This window comes from Vreelandella janggokensis (genome assembly GCF_031451615.1).
GTDB lineage: Bacteria > Pseudomonadota > Gammaproteobacteria > Pseudomonadales > Halomonadaceae > Vreelandella > Vreelandella janggokensis.
In genome coordinates, this window is the sequence record NZ_JARWAJ010000006.1 from 143,566 (window position 1) to 167,990 (window position 24,425).

Annotated in this window: 23 protein-coding genes; 19 read left to right on the forward strand and 4 right to left on the reverse strand. The window is 59.1% G+C overall.

What is annotated here, in order from left to right:
• Positions 1 to 52: 52 nt before the first annotated feature.
• Positions 53 to 553, forward strand: a complete 501-nt coding sequence (locus tag QC816_RS15705; RefSeq protein ID WP_309783283.1) for a hypothetical protein — start codon at positions 53 to 55, stop codon at positions 551 to 553.
• Positions 554 to 636: 83 nt separating this feature from the next.
• Here QC816_RS15705 and QC816_RS15710 read toward each other — a convergent pair whose 3' ends face one another.
• Positions 637 to 1,515, reverse strand: a complete 879-nt coding sequence (locus QC816_RS15710; RefSeq protein WP_085919310.1) for a LysR family transcriptional regulator — start codon at positions 1,513 to 1,515, stop codon at positions 637 to 639.
• Between the two features lie 172 nt (positions 1,516 to 1,687).
• On the opposite strand from QC816_RS15710, the gene leuC reads away from it, so the two are divergent.
• The 18 genes from leuC to QC816_RS15800 all read left to right on the forward strand — a co-directional run bounded on the left by leuC (position 1,688) and on the right by QC816_RS15800 (position 21,329).
• Positions 1,688 to 3,139, forward strand: coding sequence for a 3-isopropylmalate dehydratase large subunit (gene leuC, locus QC816_RS15715; protein ID WP_085919311.1), 1,452 nt, complete (start codon positions 1,688 to 1,690; stop codon positions 3,137 to 3,139).
• Positions 3,140 to 3,142: 3 nt separating this feature from the next.
• Positions 3,143 to 3,790, forward strand: a complete 648-nt coding sequence (gene leuD, locus QC816_RS15720) for a 3-isopropylmalate dehydratase small subunit (RefSeq protein WP_066315245.1) — start codon at positions 3,143 to 3,145, stop codon at positions 3,788 to 3,790.
• Between the two features lie 32 nt (positions 3,791 to 3,822).
• A complete protein-coding gene (gene leuB / locus QC816_RS15725; RefSeq protein ID WP_085919313.1) occupies positions 3,823 to 4,902 on the forward strand; it encodes a 3-isopropylmalate dehydrogenase in 1,080 nt (359 codons plus the stop codon).
• Between the two features lie 81 nt (positions 4,903 to 4,983).
• Positions 4,984 to 6,096 carry an aspartate-semialdehyde dehydrogenase gene (asd, locus tag QC816_RS15730; protein ID WP_085919314.1) on the forward strand — a complete coding sequence of 371 codons (1,113 nt, stop codon included), beginning with the start codon at positions 4,984 to 4,986 and terminating at the stop codon, positions 6,094 to 6,096.
• Between the two features lie 202 nt (positions 6,097 to 6,298).
• On the forward strand, positions 6,299 to 8,233 hold the full coding sequence (locus tag QC816_RS15735; RefSeq protein ID WP_309783287.1) for a type IV pilus assembly protein FimV: 1,935 nt from the start codon (positions 6,299 to 6,301) through the stop codon (positions 8,231 to 8,233).
• Entirely contained in the window at positions 8,230 to 9,153 is a 924-nt protein-coding gene (gene truA, locus QC816_RS15740) for a tRNA pseudouridine(38-40) synthase TruA (protein ID WP_199285238.1), read from the forward strand. The genes QC816_RS15735 and truA overlap by 4 nt, the downstream gene beginning before the upstream one ends.
• A 14-nt stretch (positions 9,154 to 9,167) precedes the next feature.
• The gene (locus QC816_RS15745) at positions 9,168 to 9,791 is read left to right on the forward strand and encodes a phosphoribosylanthranilate isomerase (protein WP_264826273.1); all 624 of its coding nucleotides are present in this window, start codon (positions 9,168 to 9,170) and stop codon (positions 9,789 to 9,791) included.
• Between the two features lie 157 nt (positions 9,792 to 9,948).
• Positions 9,949 to 11,136 carry a tryptophan synthase subunit beta gene (gene trpB / locus QC816_RS15750; RefSeq protein ID WP_199285239.1) on the forward strand — a complete coding sequence of 396 codons (1,188 nt, stop codon included), beginning with the start codon at positions 9,949 to 9,951 and terminating at the stop codon, positions 11,134 to 11,136.
• Positions 11,137 to 11,207: 71 nt separating this feature from the next.
• Positions 11,208 to 12,011: a tryptophan synthase subunit alpha gene (trpA, locus tag QC816_RS15755; RefSeq protein ID WP_199285240.1), complete on the forward strand. Its 804-nt coding sequence runs from the start codon at positions 11,208 to 11,210 to the stop codon at positions 12,009 to 12,011.
• A 99-nt stretch (positions 12,012 to 12,110) separates the two neighbouring features.
• Positions 12,111 to 13,133, forward strand: a complete 1,023-nt coding sequence (gene accD, locus QC816_RS15760; RefSeq protein ID WP_066315276.1) for an acetyl-CoA carboxylase, carboxyltransferase subunit beta — start codon at positions 12,111 to 12,113, stop codon at positions 13,131 to 13,133.
• The gene (gene folC / locus QC816_RS15765) at positions 13,126 to 14,400 is read left to right on the forward strand and encodes a bifunctional tetrahydrofolate synthase/dihydrofolate synthase (protein WP_085919318.1); all 1,275 of its coding nucleotides are present in this window, start codon (positions 13,126 to 13,128) and stop codon (positions 14,398 to 14,400) included. The genes accD and folC overlap by 8 nt, the downstream gene beginning before the upstream one ends.
• A 21-nt stretch (positions 14,401 to 14,421) precedes the next feature.
• Positions 14,422 to 15,132: an SPOR domain-containing protein gene (locus tag QC816_RS15770; protein ID WP_309783292.1), complete on the forward strand. Its 711-nt coding sequence runs from the start codon at positions 14,422 to 14,424 to the stop codon at positions 15,130 to 15,132.
• Positions 15,133 to 15,134: 2 nt separating this feature from the next.
• Positions 15,135 to 15,683, forward strand: a complete 549-nt coding sequence (locus QC816_RS15775) for a CvpA family protein (RefSeq protein ID WP_085919320.1) — start codon at positions 15,135 to 15,137, stop codon at positions 15,681 to 15,683.
• Between the two features lie 62 nt (positions 15,684 to 15,745).
• Positions 15,746 to 17,269, forward strand: a complete 1,524-nt coding sequence (purF, locus tag QC816_RS15780) for an amidophosphoribosyltransferase (protein WP_066315288.1) — start codon at positions 15,746 to 15,748, stop codon at positions 17,267 to 17,269.
• 28 nt (positions 17,270 to 17,297) lie between these two features.
• Positions 17,298 to 18,497: an O-succinylhomoserine sulfhydrylase gene (locus tag QC816_RS15785; protein WP_309783299.1), complete on the forward strand. Its 1,200-nt coding sequence runs from the start codon at positions 17,298 to 17,300 to the stop codon at positions 18,495 to 18,497.
• 191 nt (positions 18,498 to 18,688) lie between these two features.
• The gene (locus tag QC816_RS15790; RefSeq protein WP_264826248.1) at positions 18,689 to 19,234 is read left to right on the forward strand and encodes a cytochrome b; all 546 of its coding nucleotides are present in this window, start codon (positions 18,689 to 18,691) and stop codon (positions 19,232 to 19,234) included.
• Between the two features lie 80 nt (positions 19,235 to 19,314).
• Entirely contained in the window at positions 19,315 to 19,899 is a 585-nt protein-coding gene (locus tag QC816_RS15795; RefSeq protein ID WP_085919322.1) for a YceI family protein, read from the forward strand.
• Between the two features lie 140 nt (positions 19,900 to 20,039).
• A complete protein-coding gene (locus QC816_RS15800) occupies positions 20,040 to 21,329 on the forward strand; it encodes an MATE family efflux transporter (RefSeq protein WP_085919386.1) in 1,290 nt (429 codons plus the stop codon).
• Here QC816_RS15800 and QC816_RS15805 read toward each other — a convergent pair.
• The 3 genes from QC816_RS15805 to QC816_RS15815 all read right to left on the reverse strand — a co-directional run bounded on the left by QC816_RS15805 (position 21,316) and on the right by QC816_RS15815 (position 24,420).
• Complete coding sequence (locus QC816_RS15805) at positions 21,316 to 22,806, reverse strand: SulP family inorganic anion transporter (protein WP_264826250.1); 1,491 nt, start codon at positions 22,804 to 22,806, stop codon at positions 21,316 to 21,318. The genes QC816_RS15800 and QC816_RS15805 overlap by 14 nt on opposite strands.
• 84 nt (positions 22,807 to 22,890) lie before the next feature.
• Positions 22,891 to 24,081 carry an amino acid aminotransferase gene (locus tag QC816_RS15810; RefSeq protein ID WP_085919324.1) on the reverse strand — a complete coding sequence of 397 codons (1,191 nt, stop codon included), beginning with the start codon at positions 24,079 to 24,081 and terminating at the stop codon, positions 22,891 to 22,893.
• Positions 24,082 to 24,420: a 4a-hydroxytetrahydrobiopterin dehydratase gene (locus tag QC816_RS15815; RefSeq protein WP_085919325.1), complete on the reverse strand. Its 339-nt coding sequence runs from the start codon at positions 24,418 to 24,420 to the stop codon at positions 24,082 to 24,084. It abuts the gene before it with no gap.
• Positions 24,421 to 24,425 lie beyond the last annotated feature (5 nt).

Genomic DNA, 24,425 nt, shown 5'->3' on the forward strand with positions numbered 1-24,425 from the left:
TGCAAAGGCGTTTAGTCAGAATACCAACAACAAAACTCATGGAGGATCACTAATGCGTACATTAATCACGGGCATCATGCTCTTGCTACTGTTGCCCAACCTTGCTTTTGCAGGGCAGCTTTGGGGGCCGACCAACGCCGGGATGACGGTAAAGGAGGTGTTGCACGCGGTGGATGGTGCCTACCGGGTAGAGGATGGTGGTCGCCTGGCCACCACGGCGATAGAAGAAGTGCGCAAGGATGATGTGGCGCTAGCCGGCGAGATATTCACTCAGCAGTTTTACTTCATGAACGGCCAACTTACCCAGGTCACCTTCAAGCTGGACGACGCGCGAGATTTCGAGACCAATCTGGGGCTGGTGGAGGCGCTGACGAACGACCTGCGCGAGCAATATGGGGAAGAAGCGGATGCCGAAACCACCCAGGCAGGTATCATGCAAAAAGCCAGCGTGACCTGGGTCGAGGGTAACCGCAAGGTGAGGATTTTTTTGATGTCGATGGGGCAGGACAGTTCGTTGCTGAAAGTGAACTACCAGGCCTATTTTGGCGATTAGCCCTGAACTGAGGGATTGCGCGGCAAATACCTAACCCTGGCACCCAAGTCTGGCAATGCCGCTTTGATGCACCTTGAGGTCGGTTATTCGCTTCTGCTCTCTTCCAGTGCCTCGATCATCATGTTGGCGGCGTTGGAGAGCGTGCGGTTGTTGTGAACCAGATAACCCAGCGGACGGTGGAGCGGGGCGGTGGCAACCTTGAGCTCCACCAGATCGTGGTCGATCATCTTTTCGGGCAGCAGGCTCCAGCCGAGCCCGACGCTGCACATCATCTTGAGCGTTTCCAGGTAGTTGGTCGCCATGCTCACCGGCAGTTCAAGCCCCGCTTGTTCAAACCGTTGGGCGATCAGCGAGCCGGTAAAGGTTCTGGCCCCTGGCATCACGCAGTTGTGTTGGCACAGGTCGGCGAGTGACAGCACGCGTTGCTGGGCGGCGAGCGGGTGGTCGGTCGCGCAAACAAAGCACAGCCGGTCACGCCAGAGCTCCACGACATGCAGTTGCTCCACGGGGTGGGGCGCCAGGGTGACCACGCCCATTTCCAGCGAGCCATCGCGCACGCCCTGATAGGCAAATTCCGAATCAAGAAAGTGCAGGTCCAGCGCCACCGCCGGGTGGCGCTGGGTATACTGCTTTAATACCGGCGGCAAACGGTGCAGGCCAATATGATGGCTGGTCGCGAGCGTTAGCGGCCCACCCACCTGGCCGGACAGGTTGGCGAGCGCCCGGCGGCTGTCTTCTACCGTGAACAGAATTTGCCTGGCCTGGGGGAGAAGCACGCTACCCGCCTCGGTTAACGCGATGCGTCGGCCAATGCGGTCAAATAGCCGTGCGTCTACCTGAGACTCAAGGGTGGCAATGCGTTTGCTCACCGCCGGTTGGGTCAGGTGAAGCTGTTCAGCCGCCCGGGAGAAACTTTGTGTGTCGGCTACGGCCAAAAAGGCTTGAAGGCTTTGGGTGTCCATCGCGTCTTGTATCCACTTGGCAAAGTGTCTTGTATTCCAGTTTGGAATCTAAACTATGAATAACATGAATTGCTTTTATCTTCGAGCCGCGTGACACTCCTACCACACGTTAAAAAAGCAGCGCCAAAAAGCTGCCGCTATGAACTAGCAGGGCCTAGCCCGGGAGAAGCACATGTCAGGTCAAACGCTTTACGACAAATTGTGGAATCAGCATCTGGTCAAGCAGCGCGATGACGGCACCGCGTTGATCTATATCGACCGCCATATGCTCCACGAAGTGACCTCGCCCCAGGCCTTTGAAGGACTGCGTTTGGCGAACCGCAAACCATGGCGCCTGGATACCAACCTCGCGACCACTGACCATAACGTGCCGACCACCTTGATCGAGCGTTCCCAGGGCAATAGCGGCATTAAAGACCCGGTGTCGTTGATCCAGGTGCAGACCCTCGACGACAACTGTGTCGAATACGGCATCACCGAGTTCGGCATCAACGACCCGCGCCAGGGCATCGTTCATGTGGTCGGGCCGGAGCAGGGCGCAACCCTGCCAGGCATGACCGTCGTCTGCGGCGATTCTCACACCGCCACCCATGGTGCTTTTGGTGCGCTGGCCCACGGCATCGGCACCTCGGAAGTCGAGCACGTACTGGCGACCCAGTGCCTGCTGACCCAGAAGATGAAGAATATGCAGGTGCGGGTTGAAGGCGAGCTGGGCCTGGGCGTGACCGCGAAAGACGTGGTGCTGGCGATTATCGGCAAGATTGGCACGGCGGGCGGTACCGGCTATGCCATCGAGTTTGCCGGTAGCGCCATCGAGTCGCTGTCCATGGAAGGCCGCATGACCGTGTGCAACATGGCCATTGAGGCGGGTGCGCGAGTCGGCATGATTGCCGTGGACGACACCACGATTGACTACATCGGCAACCGCCCCTACTCGCCGACCGGCGAGCAGTGGGAAGCCGCCGTGGCAGACTGGCGCAACCTGGTTTCCGACCCGGATGCCGTCTTCGACAACGTGGTGACCCTGAAAGCCGAAGACATCGAACCCCAGGTGAGCTGGGGCACCAGCCCTGAAATGGTCACCGGTATTTCCGGCCAGGTGCCCGACCCCAACGCCGCGCCGGATGAAACCGTGCAGCGCAGCCACACCCGTGCGCTTGAGTACATGGGCCTGCAGGCCAACCAGAAAATTACCGATATCAAGCTGGACAAGATTTTCATCGGCTCCTGCACCAATGCGCGCATTGAAGATCTGCGCGAAGCCGCCAAGGTGGCGAAGGGCAATAAAATCGCCGACTCCATCAAGCTTGCCATGGTGGTGCCCGGTTCCGGCTTGGTGAAGCGCCAGGCGGAAGAGGAAGGTCTGGACAAGATCTTCATCGAGGCGGGCTTTGAATGGCGCGAGCCGGGCTGCTCGATGTGCCTGGCGATGAACGCCGACAAACTGGGGGCGGGCGAGCACTGTGCCTCGACCTCCAACCGCAACTTTGAAGGGCGCCAGGGCTACGGCGGTCGCACTCACCTGGTGAGCCCCGCCATGGCAGCAGCGGCGGCGATTGCCGGCCACTTTGTCGATGTGCGCACCTTGCCCGCGAACGATGCAACCCACGCTCAGGAGGCCTAAGTCATGAAAAAGTTTGAACGTTTTGAAGGCGTCGTCGCGCCTCTTGATCGCGCCAACGTGGACACCGATCTGATCATCCCGAAGCAGTTTTTGAAGTCGATCAAGCGGACCGGTTTCGGGGTCAATCTGTTTGACGAGCTACGCTACCTGGATGAAGGCGAGCCAGGGCAGGATTGCTCGCAGCGGCCGCTGAATCCCGATTTCGTGTTGAACAAGCCACGTTACCAGGGGGCCGAAATACTGCTGACGCGGCGTAATTTCGGTTGCGGCAGCTCCCGCGAGCATGCCCCCTGGGCGCTGGAAGACTTTGGCTTCAAGGTGGTGGTGGCGCCCAGCTTCGCCGATATTTTCTATAATAACGCCTTCAAAAACGGCATCCTGCTCATCACGCTCGACGAAGACACGATCGATCGCCTGTTCGATGAAGTGGAAGCGAAAGAAGGCTACCGCATGGACGTGGACCTGGAGAATCAGCGCGTGATTACCCATCGCGGCGAAATTCTTGAGTTCGAGGTCGATGAGTTCCGCAAGCACTGCCTGCTGGAAGGCCTGGATGATATTGGCCTGACCTTGAAAGACGAAGACGCCATTCGACGCTTTGAGGAAAGCCATCGCCAGGCACGGCCTTGGTTGTTCCGCCAGCCTGCGTAAGTCACCGCTTGAATAAATGCTAAGGACGTTGCATGACACATAAGGTTCTATTACTGCCGGGTGACGGTATCGGCCCTGAAATTGCTGCCCAGGCATCGCGCCTGCTGAAAGCCTGCCAGGACGCCGGGCTGGATATCGAGGTAGATGAAGCGCTGGTTGGCGGCGCCGCCTACGATGCCCACGGCGATCCATTGCCTGAGCAGACGCTGGATAAAGCCAAGGCCGCAAGCGCCATCCTGCTTGGAGCAGTGGGTGGCCCCAAGTGGGACAAGATCGAAGATCTATCCAAGCGGCCCGAAAAAGGCCTGCTGGGTCTGCGCAAAAACCTGGGGCTGTTCGGCAATCTGCGCCCGGCCATGCTGTACCCCCAGCTTGCCAGCGCCTCGAGCCTGAAACCGGAACTCGTGGCTGGGCTTGATATCATGATTGTCCGCGAGCTGACCGGCGGCATCTACTTCGGCCAGCCCCGCGGCATCGAAGAGCGCAACGGCGAGCGGGTAGGCTTTAATACCTACGTATATTCCGAAAGCGAGATCGAGCGTATCGGTCGCGTGGCCTTTGAAATGGCCCAGAAGCGTGGCAAGAAGCTTTGCTCGGTGGATAAAGCCAACGTGCTGGAAGTGACGATTCTGTGGCGTGAGGTCATGGAGCGGCTGGCACCGGAGTACCCGGACGTTGAGCTGTCGCACATGTACGTGGATAACGCCGCCATGCAGCTGGTGCGTGCGCCCAAGCAGTTTGACGTGGTGGTGACCGGCAACATGTTCGGCGATATTCTCTCCGACGCTGCTGCCATGCTCACGGGGTCCATTGGTATGTTGCCTTCTGCTTCGCTCAATGAAAGCGGGCAGGGCATGTACGAGCCCTGCCACGGCAGTGCACCGGACATTGCCGGTAAAAACATTGCCAACCCGCTGGCGATGATGCTCTCTGTGGCCATGATGCTGCGCTACTCGCTGGGCGAAAATGCCATGGCCGAGCGTATCGAAGCCGCCGTGGGCAGCGTTCTGGATGACGGCCTGCGCACCGCGGATATCGCTTCCGAAGGTATGCAGACCATCGGTACCGACGCCATGGGTGATGCGGTGCTGGCGGCGTTTGCCAAGCAGTGAAACCCTCGGTTTTGCGCTTATAAAATCACCATGAAGAATCGTGTATAATGCAAGTACTCATTCTTTGCAGGAGGACTTCAGATGTTGAAAGTCGGTTTCGTGGGATGGCGCGGCATGGTCGGCTCGGTGCTGATGCAGCGCATGCAGGAAGATGGTGATTTCAACGGCATTGAGCCGGTGTTCTTCACCACTTCCCAGGTTGGCCAGCCCGGCCCCGACATCGGTGTGGACGTCCCTCCGCTGAAAGACGCCTTTGATATCGAGGCGCTCAAGGCGCTGGATGTGGTGGTCACCTGTCAGGGGGGCGACTACACCAAGCCGGTCTACAAGGACCTGCGCAGTGCAGGCTGGAAAGGCTACTGGATCGATGCGGCCAGCACGCTGCGCATGGAAGATGAAGCGACCATCGTGCTGGACCCGGTCAACCGTGGCGTGATCGACGCACAGCTGGCCAAGGGCGCCAAGACCTTCGTCGGCGGCAACTGCACCGTGAGCCTGATGCTGATGGGGCTGGGCGGTCTGTTTGAAGCCGATATGATCGAGTGGATGACGTCCATGACCTATCAGGCAGCGTCTGGCTCAGGTGCCAAGCACATGCGCGAGCTGCTCAACCAGATGGGTACGCTGCACGATAGCGTCGGCGAAGAACTGAAAGACACCTCCAGCGCGATTCTTGATATCGATCGCAAAGTGACGGCGGCCATGCGTAGCGGCAACTTCCCCACCGAGAACTTCGGTGCGCCCTTGGCCGGTAGCCTGTTGCCGTGGATCGACAGCAAACTGGATAACGGCCAAAGCCGCGAAGAGTGGAAGGGTAGCGTTGAGACCAACAAGATTCTGGGTCTCGACAACAACCCGATCCCCATCGATGGCCTTTGCGTACGCATCGGTGCCATGCGCTCGCACAGCCAGGCGTTCACCATCAAGCTGAAGCAGGACGTGCCGCTGGACGAGATCGAAGACCGCATTGCCAAGCACAACGAGTGGGTCAAGCTGATTCCCAACGAGAAAGACGCCACCAACGAAGGCTTAACGCCTGCGGCGGCGACAGGTACGCTGCAAGTGCCGGTTGGCCGTCTGCGCAAGCTGCAAATGGGCGGTGAGTACCTCTCGGCCTTCAGCGTTGGTGACCAACTACTGTGGGGCGCGGCTGAACCGCTCAAGCGCATGTTGATGATCCTGCGCGAGCAGTAAGTTTCCGCCGAGGCCAAAGCCGCCTCCCAAGCGGACGAAAACGGGGAGCGAATCAAACGCTTCCCGTTTTTTTATGCGCGCGGATTTTGTCCCAAAAAGACGGTACTATGGTAAAAACGCCACTGTGGTAAAAAAGCATGAAACTGCCGCAAAATGAAGTGGTGAGTTATATAAAAAAGTTAAATTGGTAACAGGGGCATCCATGAAACAGCTAGGCGCGTTGGCCGTAGGGCTTTGGCTAAGCATGGTGGGGTCAATTGGCTGGGCGCTTGAGTTGGGGCCTGCCCAGGTTCAGTCCCGGTTAGAGGCCCCGTTGCAGGCCATGCTGCCGCTTGTGGATGGCGACGCGTATTCGACGTCAGCGATTGAGGTCAGCGTCGCCGGTCAGGATGCCTTTGCCGACGCGGGGGTTGAGTGGACACCGATGGCGGGGGGCGTCCAGGCCAGCATTCAGGAGCGCCAGGGGCAGCCCGTGGTGATGTTGACCAGTAACCAGCCCATTACGTCGCCTTGGCTGGACCTGCTGCTGACCGTGGCATCCCCCGATGGCCGGCAGTCCCAGGCCATTACGTTGCTGTTTGATCCTCCTGACTACAGCGCTGTCGATCAACCGGCGGCATCAGTAGCCCCTCAACCTGCCGCCGAGAACAATGCCCCCGCCGCGCCGCAAACCCCTGAGACCGCCCAGGGCGACGCGTACGTACGCAGCGGCGATACGCTATGGAGCGTTGCGGCGCGCACCAAGCCCGCACAGGCCAGCGTCCAGCAGATGATGCTGGCGCTGCTTGAAGCCAACCCCAGCGCCTTTCCCTCGGGTAATATCCACGAAATGCGTGCCGCTCAGCGGCTGACGTTACCCGATGAGTCGCGGGTGATGGCGCGTTCGGCGGATCAGGCCGCCGAAACCATCCGGGCAATGAACGCGGCCTGGCAGCGCCGCGATGAAAATGGCCCGGCGCCGGTGGCGATGCCCGAGGTCGATGCAGATAACGCCACGACCGCTGACGCCGGTCCAGCCGCAAGCGAGCCTGCGCAAGAGGTTCAGGCAGTCTCGCAGCAAGCCCCCTCCGTCGAGGCGACTGCCCTCAGTGCGGCGCGAGTGCTAGCCAATGCGGCGACGAATGCGGCGACGAATGCGACATCACCGTCCGCCTCGTCATCATCGGCGCCTTCCGGTGAAGCTGAGCCCAGCCCGCGGTTCCAGCAGGCGCTTGAGGATATGCGCGAGGAAATCTCAGCGCTTCGCGACGAGGTGGATCGGCTGAATCAAACCCTGGCAGCGCAGCAAGCGGTGCCCACGCCGTCGGCGCCGGGAACCGAACGGCCGTCTTTCATGGAACGTGTCAGCGACTATCAGAGGTGGCTGCTGCTGCTCGCGCTGGTTCTGCTGGTGGTATTGTGGGTGGTGATGCGTCGCCGTCGCCAGCAGTGGGAAGCGCCGCCGACCATGTCGACGGCGGGCGCAAAGGCCCCCCAAGAGCCTGCACCATCGACCGCTGGCAAGCCTCGCGTGTCTCCCTCGGTAGCACCGGCAGCATCTTATGACGATGCACCAGCGGTGACGCCAGAAGCGATGGATCCAACCGCGGCAAGCGAGGCGGCGAGCCAGGCGCCAACCAACCCTACCGACGGGGAATATACCAAGGACGAGACGCCCTTTGATCGCTCGACCATGGCCCGTACCCAGGCGGCCGGGCTGGTCGAGATGGGGGGCGAGCGGCGTTTGGCGTTAAAGGTCACCTTTGGCGGGCATAAGCCGTCGCTATGGCTGGCGCCGCCCGCCGATCCTGAGGCTGTGTCGGCCATGCTTTCGTCAATGGGGGCTAGCAAGGTGAACAACGAGCCGATGTCTGAACCCAGCCAGTCGACAACGGTCCCGGGCGATGAGGGGGCGTGGATTATCGATTATGAGCCGCCTACGCTGGCTTCGGAAAGCGCGGCCCGGGAAGAAACGCCCATGCAGCCCACCGTGGATTTTGAAGGCAAGCCAGCGGCGCCATCGACGGCGCCTGCGTCTGCCGCTACTCGGGAGCAAGAGCAAGAGCAGGAGTGGGAGATTGAAGAGGTGGCATTTGCGCCCACTCCTCGCGATAATAGCGCGCCTTCCTCCCCCGGCAATGTTGATAAGAGGCGATGACGCTGTTTTACCATTTTGATGAGACACAACCGTTAACCGGCCGCCTGGCGATGGGCATCGAATACGATGGCACGCGCTTTTGCGGTTTTCAGCGACTCAAGCACGCCGCCTCGGTGCAGGCATCGGTGGAAGACGCGCTGAGCAAAGTGGCCGGTGCGCCGGTGCAGATCCATGCCAGCGGGCGAACCGACTCAGGCGTGCATGCCACCCGGCAGATCATCCACCTGGATCCACCTGCCCAGCGCTCGGAAAAGGCCTGGGTGTTTGGTGCGAATACCTACCTGCCGCGTGATGTGTCGGTTCGCTGGGTCAAGCCGGTATCCGACGATTTTCATTCGCGGCTGGGTGCGCTGGGGCGCCGTTACCGTTACCTGTTGCTGAATCAGATAAGTCGCCCGGTACTGGAACGACACAACGTCACCTGGTGCCGCGATCCCCTGGATGCCGACGCCATGCACAGAGCCGCGCAGGCGCTGGTGGGGGAGCATGATTTCTCGAGTTTTCGCGCGGCGGGCTGTCAGTCGAAAACGCCGTGGCGACAAATGCACTTTATCGACGTCAAACGGTTTGGCCCCCTTGTCATGATCGATATCCAGGGCAATGCCTTCCTGCACCACATGATTCGCAACATTGCCGGTGCCCTGGCAAGCGTGGGTCGCGGCGCCCAGGACGAGGACTATATCGAACGGCTTCTGGCGCTCAAGAACCGCAAGATGGGCGATGTCACCGCGCCGGCCTGTGGGCTGCACTTTGTCGACTCGATCTATGACGAGCGGTTTGCGTTGCCCAAAGAGCCGCTGGGGCCAAACCTGCTGGCCTTTTCCGGCGAATGGACCGGCGAGCGCGAACTCCCCGAGACCCCTCGCGTGGCGGCACGGCGAAAGCTGACCTTTGCCAAGAAGCCCCAGGAGACACCGTGATTAATACTGAGTCCATGCAACGCACACGCATCAAGTTCTGCGGCTTTACCCGCCAGGCCGATATCGATACGGCGGTGGCGCTAGGCGTGGATGCCCTGGGCTTTGTGATGTGGCCGAAGAGTTCGCGCAGCGTCGATATTGAGCAGTTGGCAGGGCTGGCAGCGAAGGTCCCGGCGTTTGTCAGCCGTGTGGGGCTATTCGTCGACCCGTCTGCCGAGTGGGTCGAGGCATGTCTGCCGCACCTGGACCTGCTGCAATTTCACGGTGATGAAACGCCCGAATTCTGTGCCGGCTTTGACCGCCCCTGGATCAAGGCGCTGCGCATGCGCGACACGATCGATCTAGCCTTTGAAGCAGAGCGTTATGCCCAGTCACAAGCCTTGTTGCTTGACGCCTACCGACCTGGTACGCCCGGCGGCACCGGTGAGTCGTTTGATTGGTCGAGAATCCCCGCAACGCTGGCAAAACCTGTTATCCTCGCAGGGGGATTGACGCCGGAAAATGTCTCGCAGGCCGTCCACCAGGTGAGGCCTTACGCGGTGGATGTTTCCGGCGGCATCGAAGCCTCGCGCGGCTGTAAAGATGCTTCCAGGATGGCGTCTTTTGTCCGTCAAGTGGCGTTGGCTGACGCCCGTTAAGTTCCTGGGTCCGCCCGGCTTTTCCCGGGCTGCGTTTTAAAGTGAATTCATTTATTGTTTGCCTGTTCTGGCGATCTTGTGAGGTATCCCTGTGACAGTCTCAGCAACTGGTGCTTCTGAAAGCGTTTCAAAGACACGTTTCAGTGAGTTGACTCAAATGCCGGATGCCCGTGGCCATTTTGGCCCCTACGGCGGCCGGTTCGTGTCGGAAACCCTGAGCTTTGCCCTGGAAGAGTTGGAGCAGACCTACTTGAGTCTGCGTGACGACCCCGACTTTCAGGCTGAGTTTGACCGTGATCTTGCCCACTTCGTGGGGCGGCCATCGCCGTTGTATCACGCTGAACGATGGTCACAGGCCCTCGGTGGGGCGCAAATCTGGCTCAAGCGCGAAGACCTTAATCACACCGGCGCTCACAAGGTGAATAACACCATTGGTCAGGCGCTGCTCGCCAAAAAGACCGGCAAACCCCGTGTCATTGCCGAAACCGGTGCGGGCCAGCACGGCGTGGCAACCGCCACGGTGGCGGCGCGTCTGGGGCTTGAGTGCGATGTTTACATGGGGGCTGCAGATGTCGAGCGCCAGAAACTGAACGTCTATCGCATGCGTTTGCTGGGTGCTCGGGTGATTCCGGTCGAGTCGGGTACCCGTACCCTGAAAGACGCCATGAACGAAGCGCTGCGCGACTGGGTCACCAACGTCGATAACACTTTTTATATTATCGGTACCGTGGCAGGGCCGCACCCGTATCCCCAACTGGTGCGTGATTTCAACGCCGTGGTGGGGCGTGAGGCACGCCGCCAGTCACTTGAGCAGATTGGCCGCCTGCCTGATGCGCTGGTTGCCTGCGTGGGCGGTGGCTCCAACGCCATTGGCCTGTTCTATCCCTTCGTGGAAGACGACGATGTGGCCATGTATGGCGTTGAAGCCGGTGGTGACGGGGTGGAAACGGGGCGTCACGCGGCGCCGCTGTCTTCCAACGCACCGCGCGGTGTGCTGCACGGTAACCGTACCTACCTGATGTCGGATGAGGCAGGGCAGGTGTCGGATACCCACTCGATTTCTGCCGGGCTGGATTATCCGGGCGTTGGCCCCGAACATGCCCTCTGGAAAGACGTCGGTCGGGTAAATTACGTGGCCGCCAACGACAATGACGTGCTTGAGGCGTTTCGCGAACTCACACACATGGAAGGCATCATGCCTGCCCTCGAAACGGCCCACGCGCTGGCCTACGCCAAGGTGCTGGCGCCCACCATGCGCCCTGATCAGCATATCGTGATTAACCTGTCGGGCCGTGGTGACAAAGACATTATGACAGTGGCCAAGATTGACGGCATCGACATTTAGGGCCAGCAGCTTCCAGGGTCACAAGTTCTAAGGTCACAAGTATCTAAGGTCATAAGTTTCTAAGGGCAAGCATGAACCGTATTGATCAGCGTTTCAGTGAACTAAAACAGCAGGGCCGCAAGGCCCTGATTCCCTTCATTACCGCCGGAGACCCCGCACCCCGGTACACCGTTGGCTTTATGCATGCCCTGGTGGAAGCCGGTGCGGATATCATCGAGTTGGGCGTACCCTTCTCAGATCCCATGGCAGACGGCCCGGTCATCCAGAAGGCCTGCGAGCGCGCGCTCAAACAGGGCACCCGGCTGGTCGACCTGCTCGACATGGTCGCCGAGTTCCGCGAGACCGATACCACTACGCCTGTGGTGTTGATGGGCTATCTCAACCCCATTGAGCGCATCGGTTACGACACCTTTGCCGATAAAGCAGCCGAGGTCGGGGTAGATGGTGTATTGACCGTGGATATGCCCCCGGAAGAAGCGGACGTGTTTGGCCCGCTTCTGAAAGCGCGCGACCTGGCGGCGATTTTTCTCGTTGCACCTACCACTTCCCACGCCCGGGCCGCTACAATATGCGCCCACGGCGAAGGGTACCTGTACTATGTGTCACTCAAGGGGGTGACCGGTGCCGCGACACTCAATGCCGACGACGTGGCAGAGCACCTGACGCCGTTACGCGGCATGACCGACCTGCCGCTGTGTGTGGGTTTCGGTATTCGTGACGGTGCAACCGCCGCGGAAGTCGCCAAGGTGGCTGACGGTGTGATTGTGGGGAGCGCCTTGGTCAACCGCATCGCCGAGAGTGTCGATGCGCCGGATACCATTGCCGCCCAGTTAAAGCAGGTGCTTGGCGAGATGCGTTCGGCCATGGATGCCTGATAAGTTATTTCATCGTCTACACTAACTGAACATTAGTTTGACCCCATTCATCAAGCTTGGTCCTGCCAAGCGTTGACGTACAACGGAAGTCTTTTTGATATGAGCTGGTTAGATAAGATTGTGCCCTCCATGGGGCGTATCCAGCGTAAGGACCGTCGCGCTAGCGTTCCCGATGGTCTCTGGCGTAAATGCCCCAAGTGCGAAGCCGTTCTCTATCTTCCTGAGTTAGAGAAGCATCAAAGTGTTTGCCCGAAGTGCAACCACCACCTGCGGTTAACGGCGCGCAAGCGGCTGGATTGGTTCCTGGACAAGACGGGACGCGAAGAGATTGCGGCCGAGATTGAGCCGGTCGACCGCCTCAAGTTCCGCGATTCCAAGAAGTACAAGGACCGCTTGACCGCAGCGCAAAAAGAAACCGCCGAAAAAGACGCGCTGGTTGCCATGCGTGGTGAGTTGAATGGCTTGCCCGTGGTGGCCGTGGCGTTCGAGTTTACCTTTATGGGCGGCTCCATGGGCGCGGTGGTTGGCGAGAAGTTCGTGCGCGCCGCTACGCTGGCACTTGAATCTCGCGTACCGTTGATTTGCTTTGCGGCTTCCGGCGGGGCGCGCATGCAGGAAGCGCTATTCTCGCTGATGCAGATGGCGAAAACCTCGGCAGCGCTTGAAAAGCTCAAGCAGGAAGGCATTCCGTATATCTCGGTACTGACCGATCCGGTCTTTGGGGGCGTCTCTGCATCCCTGGCGATGCTTGGTGACCTGAATATTGCCGAACCCAATGCGCTGATCGGTTTTGCCGGTCCGCGCGTCATTGAGCAAACCGTGCGCGAAACCCTCCCGGAAGGCTTCCAGCGCAGCGAGTTCCTGCTTGAACACGGCACGGTAGACATGATCGTGCATCGCCACGATATGCGCGAGCGCGTTGGTGGCGTCCTTCGCAAGCTGACCCACCAGCCGCTGGCCGGTAGTGATCCTGAGCCCGAAGAAGAGCCCATGGTGTTTGAGCCGGTGGTCGACGAGCCTCAGGTGGCCGAGCAGGCGGAAGACCCCGAGTGGATCGAGGCGATTAACGGTAATAGCCAATCGGACACTGCCAAGCGCGACGATTCCTCACGCAATGCCTAAAACGCTGGCGCAGTGGCTTGACCATCTGGAAACCCTCCACCCGGTGGGGATAGAACTGGGTCTGGATCGGGTCAGTCAGGTGGCTGACCGAATGGGCCTGTTGCAACGCCCCATTGCCAAGCGGGTCATAAGCGTGGCGGGCACTAACGGCAAGGGCTCGACCCTGGCAATCATCGATAGCGTGGCGCGCGCTCATGGTCTGCGAGTGGGGACCTATACGTCTCCCCACCTGCTGCGCTACAACGAGCGCGTTCAGCTTGATGGCGGCATGGCGAGCGACGAACAGCTGGTCGCGGGCTTTGAAGCCGTCGAGCAGGCAAGGCTAGTCGCACCGGCGGTTAGTCTGACCTACTTCGAAGCCGGGACGCTGTGTGCCCTCTGGTGCCTTTGCCAGCAGCCGCTTGATCTGGCCGTACTTGAAGTAGGGCTTGGTGGGCGCCTGGATGCCGTCAATATTGTCGATGCCGATGTGGCGATCGTCACGACCATTGCCCAGGACCACGCCGGATTTCTAGGCACCGATATTGCCCAGATAGGGCGCGAGAAAGCCGGTATCTTCCGTTCGCAACGACCTGCCGTCTTAGGCAGTCGCGATCTCCCAGAGAGTGTGGCGGACATCGCCGACGCCCTGTCAGCCCCCGTTTATCAACTCGGACGTCACTTCGAGCATACAACTGACCCAGCGTCGGCCTGCTGGCGCTGGCAAGGCCACACTGCCGCAGGCGATGTGCTGACGCTGGAAGCCTTGCCCGACCCAGGCCTACCCATGGATAACGCCGCGACGGCACTGCAAGCGTTGGTGCTGTCTGGCACTGTGCTAAAGGCATATCCTACCCAGACGGCCCTGGCCCATCTGGTGGTGCCCGGGCGAATGCAGTGGCGCGGTCAATGGTGCCTTGATGTGGGCCATAATCCCCACGCAGCGGATTATCTGGCGCGCCACCTGCCCCCTGTTGCGCCAGGCGCAACACAATGGGGGCTCATCGGGATGTTAAGTGATAAAGATGCCGATGGCGTGATCGCCGCGCTATCATCACGTATCGATGACTGGGTGTGCGTGAGCCTTGACGGTGAGCGTGGCCGTGAAGCCACGGAACTCGCCGAGCGGATTGCAGCCCGGGGCGGACGCGTGCATCATTGCGCGGCATCCCCGATGGCGGGAGTGGAATGGCTGGCGACGCGGCTTGGCCCGGCTGATCGCGTGCTGGCGACTGGCTCTTTTTTCACGGTGGCGGCGCTATCGGCGCAGCCATTGCCACAGGCGTAGCATCGCTTGATGGAGAGGGATATGAAATACGGTAAAACGGAACGGATCAGCGGTATCGTCATCCTGCTTGCGCTGTTGGCTATCATCGTGCCGTGGCTGATGAGTGATCCAGCGCCGCGTGAAGAGCGTCCCCAACCGAATTTTGTCATCGAGCAACCGGTGGAAGTCGAGCGCCGTGATGTGGCCCCCCCACAGCGTCCCGAGTCGATAGGCGACCCCGCCGAGCAGGTAGACCCGGATGTGGCCGCTCAGGCAACGGACGAGCCGCTTGACGTGGATCCCGCCAGCCCGAATACGGATCAACTGACCAGCAATGATGATAGTGCCGAAGATAGTGCCGGAGATGAAACGCAGGCAGCCAGTGGCGCTGACGAGTCACCAGCGAGTGAGCAGAGCGATCCGATAGCCGACCTGATTGCGTCAAATAGCCAGTCAGTGAGTGACACGTCTGAAGAGCGGCCCGCCGACGACCAGTCAGGGTCGGCTCCGCAGTCCGATCCAGCCGGCGAATGGGCGGTACAGGTTGGCAGCTTCGGCAACCCTGATAATGCGCGACGCTTGAGTGAACAGCTGAGCGGCGAAGGTTTTGCTGTCTACCAGCGCGACCGAGACAATGACATGACAACCGTCTATGTCGGCCCCTTTACTACCTCGGAAGAGGGTGAAGCGGCAATGAGCGATGTCAAACAGCGAGCCAATGTGCAAGGCCTGCTGGTTCGAGTGCGGGATTAACCATGGCACTTACCTGGATAGACGCCGCCTTTTTAGCAGTGCTGGCGCTGTCGATGCTGGCGGGGTTCGTGCGCGGTTTTGTCCGCGAAGCGCTGGGGCTGGCGGCCTGGGTCATTGCCCTGATGGTCGCCAGGGTGCTGGCCGAGCCAGTCGCTGAATTGATGAGTGGTTTCATCGACAGCTTTGACGCGCGCTTGGTGCTGGCCTTTGCGTTAGTGATTTTTGCGGTCATCCTGCTGTGTGGCATTGTTATCCGGTTGGTGCATGCCGCGGTCGAGTGGGTCGGCATGGGGTTGCTTAACCGCTTTGCCGGGGCGGCGTTTGGTATCGCGCGGGGCGGGGTCATTCTGCTGGTAGTGACCGTGCTGATTATGCTGACGCCACTTTCAGAGCTTCAGGCGTGGCAGCAGGCATCGTTACGCCCCACGTTTATTGAATTGCGCAACTACGCGATTAACCGACTGGATCAATGGGGCGGCGAACTTCCCGAAGCGCCGTCCACGCTCAACGACATCACGCTGCCGGATTTACGCAAGGGGCGTGAACTTTGATAGTTTTATCTGACATGTACCGGCTTACGTAGGTTAAGCCAGCATCAAGCGAGGTAACGGGAATGTGCGGTATCGTCGGCCTTCTGGCCAAGCAAGCGGTAAATCAGGGTATTTACGATGCCCTGACCGTTCTTCAGCATCGCGGCCAGGACGCTGCCGGGATGATGACTTGGAGCGAGGGACGCTTTTTACTGCGCAAGAGCAACGGCCTGGTGCGCGATGTGTTTCATACGCGGCACATGGCGCGTTTGAAAGGCAACCTGGGTATCGGACACGTCCGTTATCCGACCGCCGGTTCCTCCAGCGAAGCCGAATCGCAGCCTTTTTATGTCAATTCCCCTTATGGTATCGCCCTTGCCCATAACGGCAACCTGACCAATTCCGAACAGCTCAAGCAGGAACTGTTTTCGACGGACCTTCGCCATATCAATACCAGCTCGGATTCCGAGGTGCTGCTCAATGTATTTGCCCATGAACTGGGCAAGCAGGGCCTGCATCTGGAAGCCGAGGATATCTTTGATGCCGTGCGTCGGGTGCATCGTCGTTGCCAGGGGGGCTATGCAGCCGTCGCGATTATCAACGGGTTTGGCATGGTGGCGTTTCGTGACCCTCACGGCATTCGGCCGGTGGTGTTTGGTACACGCCAGGCAGAAAACGGCCAGGATGTCATGATCGCCTCCGAGTCGGTTGCCCTGGATGTGGGTGGCTTCGAGCTGGAGCGGGATCTGTCGCCGGGTGAAGCGGTCTTTGTCGATATGCAGGGCAACGTGCATACCCAGGTGTGTGCCGACCGTCCCCAGCTGCGCTCGTGTATTTTCGAACACGTTTACCTGGCACGGCCCGATTCGATTCTCGACGGCGCCTATGTCTATGGTACCCGCATGCAGATGGGGCGTAAGCTCGGTGACCGTGTGCTTAATGAATGGCCCGATCATGATATCGACGTGGTGATTCCGATTCCCGATACGTCGCGTACCTCGGCGCTGGAAATGGCGCAGCACCTTGGCGTTACCTACCGCGAAGGGTTCATGAAGAACCGCTATATCGGTCGAACCTTCATCATGCCGGGGCAGACCCAGCGCAAGAAATCAGTCCGCCAGAAGCTGAATGCCATCGACATCGAGTTTAAAGATAAGAATGTGCTGCTCGTGGATGACTCGATTGTGCGCGGCACCACCTGCAAGCAGATCATCCAGATGGCCCGCGACGCCGGAGCGCGGAAAGTCTACTTTGCCTCTGCGGCACCGCCGGTGCGTTATCCCAACGTTTACGGCATCGACATGCCTGCGGCTTCTGAGTTGATAGCACATGGGCGTACGGAAGAAGAAGTCGGCGAGTTGATAGGTGCCGACCGGATTTTCTATCAGGATATCGAGGACCTGAAAGATGCCTGCCGTGAAGTGAATCCCGAACTGGAAGCCTTTGACTGTTCGGTATTCGACGGCAACTACGTCACGGGGGATATTGACGATGCCTACCTGGCGGTGCTGGAGGCCAGCCGAAACGACCTGGCCAAAGACCAGAGCGCCGGTGACCATGCCCTGGTCGATATGCATAATCAGGATGACGACGACCTGGACGATTAAATGGTGTGTTTGAACAAGAGACTAGCCCATGCAAGATGACAGCCAGCAAGACGCGTGGTCGCTGGAAACGCTAGCGATTCGGGCGGGACACGAGCGTACCTTTGAGCAGGAACACGCGGAGCCGATTTTTCCCACGTCCAGCTTCGTGTATGAGAGCGCCGCTGAAGCAGCGCGCAAGTTTGGCGGTCACGAGGCCGGTAACGTTTATTCCCGCTTTACCAACCCGACCGTACATACCTTCGAACGCCGGTTAGCGGCCTTGGAGGGCGGCGAACGCTGCGTGGCCACCAGTTCGGGGATGTCCGCTATCCTGTCAACGGTGCTGGCGCTACTGTCGGCAGGCGACGAAATCGTCGCGTCGCGGTCATTGTTTGGTTCAACGGTGAGCCTGTTCGATAAATATTTCGCCAAGTTGGGTATTACCACCCGCTATGTGGAGCTCTCCGATTTGGCGGCGTGGGAAGCGGCGATCACCCCCAATACGCGCTTGCTGTTTGCTGAAACGCCGTCGAACCCGCTGTCTGAAGTAGCCGATATCGCTGCGCTGTCAGCGTTGGCTAAACGCCATGATGTCTGGCTCGCGATTGATAACTGCTTCTTAACGCCGGCACTTCAGCAGCCCATCGCACTGGGGGCTGACCTGGTGATTCACTCTGCAACCAAGTACCTCGATGGGCAGGGGCGTGCGGTAGGCGGTGCCGTGGTGGGTAAGCACGACGTGCTGGAAGAGGTGTTCGGGGTCGTACGCACCTGTGGCCCGTGCATGAGTCCGTTCAACGCCTGGATATTTACCAAAGGGTTGGAAACGCTCTCGCTGCGTATGAAGGCTCACTGTGAACAGGCACAAGCCCTTGCCGAGTGGCTTGATGCCCATCCAGCGGTCAATAAGGTCTTCTATAGCGGCTTGGTCGACCATCCGCAGCATGAGCTTGCCAAACAGCAGCAGGACGGCTTTGGCGCGGTGCTTGGGTTCGAGGTCCTCTACGGCCAGGAGGGCGCTTGGCAGGTGATCGATGCGACCCGCATGCTGTCGATTACCGGCAACCTGGGAGATGTCAAAACGACCATCACGCATCCTGCCACGACCACGCATGGTCGCTTGAGCGATGAGCAAAGAGCGGCCGCCGGTATTTCACCGGGGCTGGTGCGCGTTGCCGTAGGGCTGGAAAACCAGCGAGATATTCAAAATGACCTCGCCAGAGGGTTAGACGCCTTGCTGGCGGGGTAGTCGTCTGCCAGAAAGTGATCTGAAACCGGCCCATGGCCGGTTTTTTTAGCCCGTCTTGATTGTGTAAAGGCGCTGTCCAACGTTTTTTACGAATGGTGTGTTCTGCTTTTTTCAGCGGTTTACAATCCATTTTGCCGCTATCATCACTTTCACATCACGCCCAAAGAGGGCGTCCAAGAAAGGATTATTCGATGTGGGGAAATACGAAGGCTGGCTGGGGCGTCATCAGTATTATGCTGCACTGGCTAAGCGCTATCACGATTGTCGGGCTCTTTGCCCTGGGCTGGTGGATGACCGGATTGGGGTATTATGATCCTTGGTATAATCTGGGCCCCTGGGTACACCGCTCGATTGGCATTTTGCTTTTCGCCGCGACCCTGGCGCGTATCGTCTGGCGGTGGTCGCAGCCTACGCCCCGCGGCCATGGAAGCCGACTTGCCATTCTGCTGGCGCACCTGGGCCACGTCATGCTGTATGTAACGCTGCTCGTGGTCATGACCACGGGGTATTTGATCTCCACCGCCGATGGGAGTGGTATCAGTGTATTTGGCTGGTTTGTCGTGCCTGCGTTGGTGCAGGGGCTGCCACAGCAGTCGCTGATCGCCGGAGATCTGCATTGGTACAGTGCTTGGGGGTTGATGTTGCTGGCCGCGGGGCATTCACTGGCGGCCTTCAAGCACCACTTTCATGACCGATACGACACCTTACGGCGTATGTTGAAACCCGCATCGCGTTGACGCATCAGGCTTTCCCTGTCGGGATAGCTTCAAGGAGCACCTTTCAAAACGGTGCTTTTCATCGAGAAAGGAGTTGCAGCATGTTGAAGAAGACCTTACTGACCACGGCAGTCGCCGCCGCAGGACTTGTCACGCTTGGCCAGGCCCAGGCTGCTGACTACACCATCGACACTGAAGGGCAGCATGCCTTTGTACAGTTCAAGATCAGCCACCTGGGCTATTCCTACATCCTGGGTAGCTTTGAAGACTTTTCGGGTGAGTTCAGCTACGACGCCGATGATCTCGATGCATCATCCGTCGACATGGAAGTCCAGGTAAGCAGCCTGAACACTAACCATGGGGAACGTGACCGTCACATTTTGAGCAGCGATTTCCTCAACGCAGACGAGTATCCCACGGCCACCTTCACCTCGACAGGCTTCGAGTCGACCGGTGACAATGAGGGTGTGGTGACCGGCGATCTGACCCTTCACGGTCAAACCCAGGAAATTGAAATGCCCGTCACGCTGATGGGTGAAGGCGAGGACCCCTGGGGTGGCTATCGTGCTGGCTTTGAAGGCAGCACCATGATCACGTTGGGCGATTTTGGTATTGATATGAGCGATTTCCCCGAAGCGATGCATGAGCTAGAGCTTTATGTGACCTTCGAAGGTATTCGCCAGTAATTCAGCGCTTCTAAAAGCGCCACCACGCCTTCGGGGGTGGTGGCGTTTTTTGCGTTTATTCAACAGGAGTATAGGTGTTGGCGGCTAGCACTCAGCAAACGGCAGGATTGGGCAAAACCCTGTGGCGGCAAACCTGGCCGATGGCGATTGGGGTACTGTCGCTACTTGGGTTCCAACTGGTTGATAGTGCCTTTATTGCCCGCTTGGGCACGGTCCCGCTGGCGGCCCAATCGTTCACCTTTCCGCTTTCGTTTCTGATCATCGGGATTCAGGTGGGCATGGGGATCGCCATCGCGGCGTTGATTTCTCGTGCGCTGGGGGCTGGCGAGAAGGACCGTGCCAAGCGGTTGAGCAGTCTGGTGTTGATGGCGGGCGGCGCCGTGATTGCTTGTCTGGGCATGTTGCTGTGGGCCTTTCAGATACCTATATTCAGTTTGTTAGGTGCCGAAAGCAACACCTTTGGGTATTTGCGCAGCTATTGGCCACCGCAGCTTCTGGCAGCCTGGCTGGGGGCGCTGCTTTATTTTGTTTACAGCGTTTTTCGTGCCCATGGCGATACCCGGTTGCCAGGAAAAATGATGGTGATCACCAGTCTGATCAACCTGGCTCTGGATCCCGTGCTGATCTTTGGCGTGGGGCCGTGGCCAGGTTGGGGGCTGCCCGGTGCCGCCTGGGCGACGGCGATTGCCTTTGGCATTGGTTTACTGGTCACCGGGGGGCGTTTGTGGAAACGCGGCTGGGCCGCGCGAGAAGGTCTATGGCAAGAAGGACGGCAGTCTTGGCGACCTTTCATGGGTATCGCCGCACCGGCCATGGTGAGCCAGCTCATGCCCCCCCTGGCCGCCATGTTGGCCATTTCGGTGGTGGCGGGCCTGGGCGAGAGTCAAGTCGCTGCCTGGGGGTTGGCAAGTCGGCTGGAAACGCTGTCGTTAATGGTGATTTTAGCCATGACGATGTCGTTGCCGCCCTGGCTGGGGCGTTGCTATGGGGCCGGTGATTGGGACCAGATCCATCGTCTCCTGCGCCTGGCACTGGGTGTTGCGGTGGTCTGGCAGTTAACCCTGGGTATATTGCTGGCGCTGGGTGCCCCCTGGCTTGGCATGGCGCTGGCAGGCAACCCTGACGTACAGGATGAACTGGTACTGTTGATTCGTTTCCTGCTGCCCAGCTACGCGGCACTCGGTGTCTGCATGTTGGTGGTCTCGGCGGGCAATGCGCTAGGGTGGCCATTACGTGCGATGCTACTGTCTGCCGCGCGCCTTTTTGTGTGCTACTTACCCTGCCTGTGGTTGGGTGAACAGCTGGCCGGATGGTGGGGATTGGCCGCCGGAGCGGCCTTGGGTAATGTGTTCGCCGGATTAGTCGCCTGGCTGCTGCTGAGACGTATTCTGTCACGTCCTCATCGGCAGGCGGGGGTTAACGCGGGTTAGAGGTTGTTGGCTTTTCTTGAAATGCAAAGTAGCCGAACAATAGCGCCATCGCCAGATAGCCCATGCTGAAACTGGGCGCGGCATTGATGCCCAACTCTGCTGCGTGCATCAAACCAACAAACGAGAACGCTGCCGCGATCAGGGCAAAGATCGCTGCCCGCCGAAACTGATGATCGATCACGGAAACCGTCATGGCTCCCAGGAAAATGGCCATGAACATGGCGCCCTGACCGGTGGCCACAATGGCGGTGGAAATATCGCTGACGATGTCTTCAGCACCGCGGTTAAAGCGTGTCATCACGTAGTTGGCAAAGTAGGGCAGCATGGCTAGCGCGACCGCGGGATAGTAACGGCTGTCGTTGGACTGAAACGCCGTGGCGATCATGGAAATGCCCACAAAGACCAGAATAGGGGCGACCACCGAGACAGGGATGATCGCCGAAATCATGGCGATTAATCCAAACATGGTGGCGATGGCGTAAACAGCTCCGTTTAACAGGCTATAGCCACGTCCGGCCCCCATCCACTTCGCCCCAACGGTGGCAATATACACCGTGGTGGGGAAGACGCCGCCAAACAGTGCGCCCAGCATGGTGCCCACGCCATCGACCGCCTGGCATTCACGTACGTCGTACTTGTCACCGGCGGCTTCCATGGCCTCGACGTTGTTCATGGTCTCAATGGCGTTATACAGCGTAATCGGCAACACCACGGTCAGAATGGCGAGCATTCCGGTTGCCAGCAGCCCCAGGCCCTCCCACCAGGCCAGGTTGGGCAGCAGTGGGTAAAAGCCAAGGTGGGTAAAGGCGTCGCTGAAGCGTTCACCACCCGCATCGCCAATCAAGTAGGCCATCGCTGTGCCCAGGATGATCGCGAATAGCGAAGTGGGAATTTTCAGGGGCATGCTGACCCGGGCAAGCAAGCCGACAATAATGATGGCCAGCACCAGCAAGCCAATCACCGGCATTTCCAGCGTTTTGAACAACATTTCACCGGCAATAAAGGTCAGCGCCACACCGGCAACGGCACCGAGCATGGCAGCTCGTGGGAGATGATATTGCACCCAGCGGCCGATCAGGCTGATGGCGGCTTCAATGGCTCCGCTGATAAAGCACGCGGCCACAGCCACTTGCCAGGCGAGGGTGACATCTCCCGTCAGTTCCTTGGCGGGCAGTAGAACGCCGAACAGAAACACAAACATGACCGGCGTGGAGATGCCGTAGGACAAGGCGGTAACATCCGAGCGCTGCTCTTTGCGGGCTAACCGTGAGGCACTCCAGGCGTAATAGAAATTGCCGACCATCACGGCAACCGCCGCGCCGGGCAGCACTTGTCCATAGACGATGGAGGCAGGAAAACCCATGCCAAGCATGGTGATGGCAATGATGACAAAGTTCGCAATGTTGTTCTGGAACAAAGCGAAGAATGCGTCGGTGTCTTCTTTTTTGTACCACGGGTAGTGATGTTGCGTTGCCATGAATGCCTCTGGTTTATGGGATGGTAGAGCTAAACAAAAATGCCCAGGCAGGCCTGGGCATTGGAACGCGCTTTGCCAGCGTGTCTAGTCGTTAACCGCGGCGATCGCCTTCGCCAGGTAGGGCAGGTTTTCCTGGGAGAAGCCGGCCACGTTGGCGCGACCCGAGCGCACCATATAGATACCAAACTCGTCGCGCAGTCGGTCGACCTGTTCCGGCGTGAGGCCGGTGTAGGAGAACATGCCGCGCTGCTCGGCAACACATGCATACTTCTCATCCAGCCCGTAGGGTTTCAGGGCTTCGACGAAATCGCGACGCAGGGTGTTGATGCGGTCGCGCATTTCGGTCAGTTCCTCGCGCCACATGGCGGAAAGTTCAGCGTCATGAAGAATCTCGCTGACAATGGCGCCGCCGTGTGCAGGCGGGTTGGAGTAGTTTTCCCGCGCGACAATGGCGACCTGCGAGCGGATGTTTTCCATCTGCTCGGCATCTTTAGCCACCATGATCAAGCAGCCGGTCCGCTCACAGTAAATGCCGAAGTTTTTCGAGCAGGAGCTGGTGATGATGACCTCGTCCAGCTGCTCGGCAAATAGCCGAACGCCGTAGGCATCTTCGTCCAGGCCTTCCCCGAACCCTTGATAGGCAAAGTCGATGAGCGGCAGTAACTGGCGCTCTTTAACCACCTCGAGCACTTGTTGCCACTGGGACTTTGAAAGGTCGAACCCGGTTGGGTTATGGCAGCAGGCGTGAAGTACGACCACATCGCCTTCAGGGATCTTCTTCAGCGCTCCCAGCATGCCGTCAAAGTCGAGACGGTTATCAGGGTCGACATAGGGATACTTGTGCAACTCAATGCCCGCGGCGGTAAAAATACCGTGGTGGTTGGGCCAGGTGGGGTCGCTCACCCAAATGCCCCTGTCGGGCAATTGAGTGGCAATGAAGTCGGCCGCTAAACGCAGTGCCCCAGTACCCCCAGGCGACTGGGTGGCACTGGCACGATTGGCTTCCAGCACCGGCGAGCTGGCACCCAGTACCATTGGTAGCACAACACCGCCGTAAGCGGGTGCGCCGTGGGAACCAATATAGGTCTTGGTGGTTTCATTGCTGAGCAGGCGAGCCTCGGCCTCTTTAACCGCACGCATTACCGGCGTATTGCCGTGCGCATCGCGGTAAACGCCAACGCCTAAGTCGACTTTCTGAGGATTGGTGTCTTTTTTGAAAGCTTCGATTAGCCCAAGAATGGCGTCTCCAGGGACTCGCTCAATATGCTCAAACATTTATTCGGCTACCTCGTCGGTTCTAGCGGCAAGAATGAAATCATTTTGGTGCAGACCATCAATCGCGTGGCTCCACCAGGTGACCGTGGTTTTCCCGTACTCGGTGGTGATCACAGGATGGTGGCCTGCCTGTTCGGCCAGTTCGCCCACGCGCTGTGTGAACGCCAGCGCATTGACAAAATCACGAAACGTGAAGCTGCGTGACAGCTTCATAATGCCATCGTGATCGACAATTCGCCACTCGGGGAGAGTCTTTAGCTGGCTTTCGCACTCGCTGCGCGTCATGGGCCGTGCGTCGCCGCTGCAGGGTTCACAATGTTGTTGGGCCAGTGACGTCATTTGGC